The sequence below is a fragment of the Cetobacterium sp. genome, assembly GCF_048470075.1.
Classification (GTDB): Bacteria; Fusobacteriota; Fusobacteriia; order Fusobacteriales; family Fusobacteriaceae; genus Cetobacterium_A.
This window is the reverse complement of record NZ_DBGBQB010000284.1, coordinates 1-6,360: the sequence shown is the minus strand read 5'-3', so window position 1 is coordinate 6,360 and position 6,360 is coordinate 1. Positions and strand designations below refer to the sequence as shown.

7 protein-coding genes and 1 pseudogene are annotated in these 6,360 nt (G+C 28.6%); all 8 read right to left on the bottom strand.

Going from position 1 to position 6,360, the window contains the following annotated elements:
* Positions 1 to 99 precede the first annotated feature (99 nt).
* Positions 100 to 987: a glycosyltransferase family 8 protein gene (locus ACMOUI_RS10100; protein ID WP_418965572.1), complete on the bottom strand. Its 888-nt coding sequence runs from the start codon at positions 985 to 987 to the stop codon at positions 100 to 102.
* 21 nt (positions 988 to 1,008) lie between these two features.
* Positions 1,009 to 1,677, bottom strand: coding sequence for a hypothetical protein (locus ACMOUI_RS10095; protein WP_418965571.1), 669 nt, complete (start codon positions 1,675 to 1,677; stop codon positions 1,009 to 1,011).
* A 26-nt stretch (positions 1,678 to 1,703) separates the two neighbouring features.
* Positions 1,704 to 1,967, bottom strand: coding sequence for a glycosyltransferase family 2 protein (locus tag ACMOUI_RS10090; RefSeq protein ID WP_418965570.1), 264 nt, complete (start codon positions 1,965 to 1,967; stop codon positions 1,704 to 1,706).
* Between the two features lie 6 nt (positions 1,968 to 1,973).
* The gene (locus tag ACMOUI_RS10085; protein WP_418965569.1) at positions 1,974 to 3,137 is read right to left on the bottom strand and encodes a glycosyltransferase family 4 protein; all 1,164 of its coding nucleotides are present in this window, start codon (positions 3,135 to 3,137) and stop codon (positions 1,974 to 1,976) included.
* Between the two features lie 12 nt (positions 3,138 to 3,149).
* Complete coding sequence (locus tag ACMOUI_RS10080; RefSeq protein ID WP_418965568.1) at positions 3,150 to 4,346, bottom strand: glycosyltransferase; 1,197 nt, start codon at positions 4,344 to 4,346, stop codon at positions 3,150 to 3,152.
* Positions 4,324 to 5,406 (bottom strand): glycosyltransferase family 9 protein, encoded by a 1,083-nt coding sequence (locus tag ACMOUI_RS10075; protein WP_418965567.1) that lies wholly within the window; start codon positions 5,404 to 5,406, stop codon positions 4,324 to 4,326. The genes ACMOUI_RS10080 and ACMOUI_RS10075 overlap by 23 nt, the downstream gene beginning before the upstream one ends.
* Positions 5,406 to 6,146: a lipopolysaccharide core heptose(II) kinase RfaY gene (locus tag ACMOUI_RS10070; protein WP_418965566.1), complete on the bottom strand. Its 741-nt coding sequence runs from the start codon at positions 6,144 to 6,146 to the stop codon at positions 5,406 to 5,408. The genes ACMOUI_RS10075 and ACMOUI_RS10070 overlap by 1 nt, the downstream gene beginning before the upstream one ends.
* Positions 6,124 to 6,360, bottom strand: a pseudogene (locus ACMOUI_RS10065) (hypothetical protein); the annotation flags it as partial. The gene ACMOUI_RS10070 and the pseudogene ACMOUI_RS10065, both read right to left, overlap by 23 nt.

The window sequence follows — 6,360 nt, the reverse complement described above, 5'->3', positions numbered from 1 at the left end:
ATCTTAGGCTATATTTTGTTGTTGTAAATAGTAAAATACAAAATAGCCCTAATACCATATAAAATATAGTATCATAGTCTATTTTTCTTAACTTCTCTTTCATTTTTTCCCCTTTAACGCATATCTTATTTTTCTTGTTTTTAGTTTAAACTTAATTAACTCTCTTTTTATAATATTTTTTATTGTTTTATTTTCCTCTTTAAACCCTTTCCAAGGAGTTTCATTTAGATATTTCCAATACAGATATTTATATGGAGAGTAACTTCTACAATCCCAAGGTTTTACACTTCCTGTAAAGTGAATTACTCCTATTTCGCTTTCTAAATAACTATTCTCCTCACTATTTCCATGAGTATAGTTCCAAATAACCTCATTTGTAGCATAATCATTTTCAAATATTATATTTAATGCATCCTGCTCATTTAGCTGCAGCTCTCTATCTGGATTTAAACAATACTCTATCGTATTTAAAAACTTATTATTATCTCTTAGTTTTTCCAAATCCATTACCATAACACCAGCATTGAAATATGTCCTATTTAAATTCAGATTCAATCTCTTTAAACTAGATTCTTGATCTTTTCTTCCATCTAAAATAACTCCTATTGATTTTCCACTTAAATCCATATTATAAAGTTCTTCTAATGGTTTTAAAACAACAATATCACAATCTAAATATATAGCTTTTGATTCTGTTTTTAAAAGTTCTGGAATAAATAGACGTGCAAATACAATTGAGCTTAGATGTGTTCCCTCTCCAACTTTAAACTTTTCTAAATCTTTCTTATTAATCTCTATATAATCTACATTGCTTTTATAGGAACTAGCTATAGTATTCAATTTATCTTTTGTTTCCTTTGATAAATTTTCATAGATTATACGTATATTCCAATTTTCTTTTGAATTTTTCAAAACAGAAAGCAGAGTTGTTCCTAGGTGCCTTCCATAATTGCCGCTCTCATTAATAATCAACACTAGGTTTTTCATCTATTACTCCTTTTAAATTTTTTATCTGTCACATTTTCCCCGTATTTTAAAATATCTTAATTTCATTTTAAAAGGTATTGTATTTAAAAATAAAACTTTTTTTACCTTCAAACACTTTTCAACTACTGCTCTTTTCTTCATAATTTTTTCCAATAAAATCTTACTATCCTTTTTTAAATAGTCTCTCATTAGGTATACATAATTTGTTAATATATAGCCATAAAAATCTGGTGTTTCTTTTTTATTTTCTTTCACTCTTTTTATCAATTCCTCTAAAACTACAAGATTATTCAGATAGAACTCTTCGCTTTTTTCATTTGATAAACTACTCTCTCTTTGATAATAGTTATATAGGCAACTATCTATTTTTTTTACCTTATTACAACTATTTAGATAATCATAAACGAAAATATAGTCCTCTGCTCCCTTTATCTCTGGAAATACTATATTATTCTCTCTCAGTATTTTCATCTTAAACACTTTATTCCAAACTGATGTATTGATATTATCTTTAAAAATTGTATCAGTTATATTTTCTAAATAATCTCTATTTTCCTTAAATCTTTTATCTAAAATTATTTTATTTTCATAGACCCAATTAAATCCAAAACATAGTAAATCACTATCTCCAATATTTGAAAGTATTGTATCCACTGTATTCTCCTCTATCCAATCATCTCCATCAATCATTAAAAGATACTCTCCCTGTGCCTCTTTTAAAGATACTCTCCCTGTGCCTCTTTTATAGATAGATTTCTAACACTTGTCAGCCCCCCATTTACCTTATTTATAACTTTTGCATTTAACCCATTTTCTATATAATTTTTACAAATCTCTTCAGATCTATCTGTTGAACCATCATTAATAAGAAGAATCTCCACATCTTTTGTTACAGTTTGATTTAATAAACTTTCTAAACATCTTTCTAAATAGTTTTCCAAATTATATATTGCCACTGTAATTGTCAACTTTGGTTTCATGATAATCTATGCACCCTCTTTCATTAAAAGTGCTCTCATATTGTTGATAAACTTGTCTAAATTATGATTCTCTTTGATCTTCTCAATTGATTCTATAATCTCTTTTTCATTATAACTATTTAAGCAAAACTCCAATCCCTTTTGGAACTCCTCTATTCTATCGATTCCCTCTCCTAAAATAGTACCTGTAAAATATCCATTATTCTTTGTTATATCATCAGGATTTTGACAGCTCAAAAGTTTTTGTCCATAGGATATCGCTTCTAAAAATGAAACTGGTATAGCTTCATGGATAGATGTATTTACAAGCACCTTACACTCTCTCAACAATCTATCCTTTTCTTCACCTGAAACATGTCCCATAAACTTCAAATTTTTAACATCTTTATACTTTTCTATTATCTCATCAATCTCATTTCCCTGACCACAAACATAAAAAATGTTCTCTGGAAATTTTTTAGCTAATTCAAAATATATCCAAGGTCTTTTTACAGGAGTTAATCTACCTAAAAATAGAACATTATCTCTTTTATCCTCAATACTGAAGTTATCATTTATAACAACTGGATTTGGGAAATACTCTATCTTGGTATTTTCAGGTAATCTATAAAGATCTTTAGCTTTTCTCTTTAAATACTCACCTTGGGATATTAGTATCAATCTTCCCTCCTCGTTTAACTTTCCTAAAAGATTTTGAATTCTCCTCTCCCACTTACTGTAATAGTTTACATAACTATCATACTCATTGGACATTGGAACACTCTTTATCTCCTCCCAATCATAATCAGGTCTTGGATCTTGTACCCAAAGTATCAATTTCTTATCTTTTTCTCTTTTCATAACTTCATAAGCTATTTTACTCATCTCTATACTCAAATATACATCAAACTTTTGTTCTTTAAAAAAGTTTTGTACTAAATTTAGATATATGAAATCTATATCTATTTTAGAAGACCAATTTTTAGGAAGATAGTGTATTTTTATCCCATCTCTTTCTATAGTTTTTATCTCTTTTTTAGAGTTACTACCAATTATAACCTCCATCTCTATCTCTGAGTTTGGAATATATTTTGCTATATACTCTCTTGCAAGTATCCCATATCCTCCAAATCCACCTAAATCTTTATCATAAAACTCTTCAACTAAAAGTCCAACTTTTATTTTTTTCATATTACCTTCTCCCTAACTTTCTATAATACTCTCATACTCTTTTATAACTATATCACTTCTAAATTCCAGAACTCTCTCTTCAATAGTTTTCTCATACTTTTCTAGTTCTAAAGAGTTATTTAAAAGATTTTGTAATCCTGAAGATAGTGCCTTATAATCTCCCACTGGGAATAGTACTCCGCACTGTCCACCCTTTAGTATCTCATATGGTCCTGTTGGACAATTTGAAGATATTACAACTTTTCCACATATCATAGCTTCTATTAGTACTGTTGGTAAGCCCTCATAATTTGAACTATGGACAAAAAGTTTACTGTTTTTCATCCAAACATAAGGGTTTGTTGTTTTCCCAATCAATATGATTTTGTCCTCTAATCTACTCTCTTTTATAAGACTCTCTATCTCTTTTCTATCTGGACCATCTCCAACTATGTAGAGCTTCTCTTTTACTCCACTCTCCTGAGCTAAGCTGTATCCCTTTATTAAAGTAGCATAGTCTTTTTGCACTGTATCTAGCCTTGAAACAGCTATTATATAATCATCCTCTAATAAAGTTTTTTGATTCTCTGTTAAACCCATTTTATCCTCTGCTAAATCCAGTATTCTTTTAAAATTAAAAGGATTATAAACTCTTTCTACATGCCCTTTCAAATATGGATATATATCTTCTAACTCCTTTTTCATATCATCACATATAGCTACTACAGTATCATATTTAGCTAAATTTTTACCAAATCTAACTATCTTTGATTCCTTCTTTAGAAGTTTTGGAACAGAGTTATGTATCCAAACAATCTTTCTCTTGGCTTTTAACTTTTCAACGTATCTTCTAGCTCCCCAATCATAGTCCAAAAATACCTCTATCTCTCCATATCTCTTTTCAATCTCTTGTAATACCTCTTGTGTTCTTCTTATAACAAAACTATGTTCCTTACTCATTAAAAGGTTATACATAAATTTATGATAAAGATTTTTCTTTCTCTCTCTATGATAGTGAGTTTTTGCTATTAGATCTTCAGGTTTAAGAAAATATATATCTATACCCTTTGGAACTTGATCTAGAAACACATTCTCTTTACCTGAATCATCCTCTATTATTAAAGAGATATTATATCGATTTTTATCTAGATTCTGTAGCATCTCTATTAATACTCTTTCTAGTCCTCCCATACGAAGACTACCGCTTCTAATAACTAAATTCTTTCTCATCTCTCACCTCTTCTAGAGCTTTTTTAAAGTCCTCTACCTCTATACTGTTTATATTTAGTGCTGGATACTCCCTATCTAAAATATCCTCTCTAACTTTTTTAGGCGTTACAATTTTTAACCATGGAACATTATGAATAAAAGCTCCACCACTATCTTTAAATAATATAACCCCTTTTTTTCTAAGTGCAAAGCAAGCGTTATAAAGTCCTGAATCAAACCCTATAAATAGACAACTTTTGGCTACAACTTCAAAAACCTCTTTTAAAGATGTCTTATTTACAAGATTTTCTATATTTTCATTACCCAGAAGTTCTATAAGTCTTTTAGCATATCCCTCTTGAAGGTCTCCATTTCCTACTAAAATAATTTTCCTATCTGGGTATAACTGTTGAACTTCCTTTAGATACTCAGCCATCAAAATTGGAGAGCAAACTTTCTCTCTACCAGTTGATCCCACCGCAACAACTATATCTCTATCTTCAATCTTAAATAATCCACCAATATCAGGTGTTAGCTGTTTTCCTGTTACATCTATATCAAGAATATCTTTAGCCATTTTAGAAACCTGATTCATCACATAATCATTTTCTAAAATATAGCTTTTTGTATAATACTTATTATTTCTTTCAACTTGCCAGCTAAGATCCTCTCTTCCAATTCTCTCTGGAATAAAAAGATTTCCTACAGTTATATCATTAGCAAACTCTATATTTATATATGTAGAAAACCCCATGCTATTCAACTCATACATCTTTTTCAATCTTGAGAAAAAACTTTTTCTCTCTTTTCTAGAGTATTCTATAGTTCTATATCCCAGCATATCTCCAAGCTTTGTATAACCACTTTTCATAAGCACATAGATATTATCTTTTCCATATTTTTTTTCAATTAATTCCATAAGTTTTGTTCTTACTAAAATATCTCCAATTCCATCACAACTTTTTATCAAAACTTTACCTTGAGGTTTAAATCTACTTTTAAAAAAACTAAGTATGAATCTAATTAGGTATAGATTTATTCCCTCTTGTATGTATGATTTTTTTAAATGTCTTTTATCCACTAAATCTTCCACCCCTTATTTCTTAATTTTACCTTTAACCCTCTTATTTTCTCAACTATTGGAAGTCTTTTAAAATTTTTTATTACATAAGCCAATAGATATCCTATATCTCTTTGAACCTTATAATCTTTTTCTACTTCATACTCTCTTTCTAAAACTAAAAGATCATTTTTCATTGTTAAAATATCATATGCTCTTTTAAAATGCCAAAATTTCTCTCTTTTAGCTTGAGTATCAATAATTTTTATTCCAAATTTTGTTTTAATGAAGTTCGATGTATTTAGATCTCCATGATAGATACCTTTTTCATGAATTTTTTTAACCATATCCATAATAGTATCTATATCCTCTACTGTTCTAATTAACTTTCCATCTACATACTCCATAAGTATAAAGCTCTCTTGTAAAAATATCCCTTTTTTAACCATCACTGCTAGTGGCTCTATAAAAAAATCCAATCCTATACTTTTAGCATAGTCTATATTTTTAAAACTTGTTAACCCTTCCCCTTTTTTAAATATTGTTTGAACCTTTCTCTGAGGTATAACAGTTTCAGCCTTTGGAGATTTTAATACATAGAACTTTTTATCTATCTCTATTTTGGCTACATAGTTTCTCTCTGTATTCTTATACTCATCAATTACTATATAGTTTTGATCTAAAACTTTTTGAGCTAATGCCTTATTACATTCATCTTTATAATAGATTTTAAAATCTCTATACCGCATATTTTTTATCATAAACACTCTCTTCTTTTAAAATTTTATTAACACTTTTTATAACTTCATCCAAAGAAGCTCCTTCAATACTATTTATTTTTTTACATCCTCTAATAAGTTCATATCTTTTGCTCTTAGGACTAAATAGATTTGGACTTTCATTTGAAAGAGGATATATACCCACAATTGGAATATTATAAACAGAAGCTATATGAATAACTCCTGTATCCACACT

Coding starts and splice junctions, on each gene's coding strand:
- ACMOUI_RS10100 (WP_418965572.1), bottom strand. CDS start 987: ATGAAAAACCTAGTGTTGATTATTAATGAGAGCGGCAATTATGGAAGG.
- ACMOUI_RS10095 (WP_418965571.1), bottom strand. CDS start 1,677: ATGATTGATGGAGATGATTGGATAGAGGAGAATACAGTGGATACAATA.
- ACMOUI_RS10090 (WP_418965570.1), bottom strand. CDS start 1,967: ATGAAACCAAAGTTGACAATTACAGTGGCAATATATAATTTGGAAAAC.
- ACMOUI_RS10085 (WP_418965569.1), bottom strand. CDS start 3,137: ATGAAAAAAATAAAAGTTGGACTTTTAGTTGAAGAGTTTTATGATAAA.
- ACMOUI_RS10080 (WP_418965568.1), bottom strand. CDS start 4,346: ATGAGAAAGAATTTAGTTATTAGAAGCGGTAGTCTTCGTATGGGAGGA.
- ACMOUI_RS10070 (WP_418965566.1), bottom strand. CDS start 6,146: ATGATAAAAAATATGCGGTATAGAGATTTTAAAATCTATTATAAAGAT.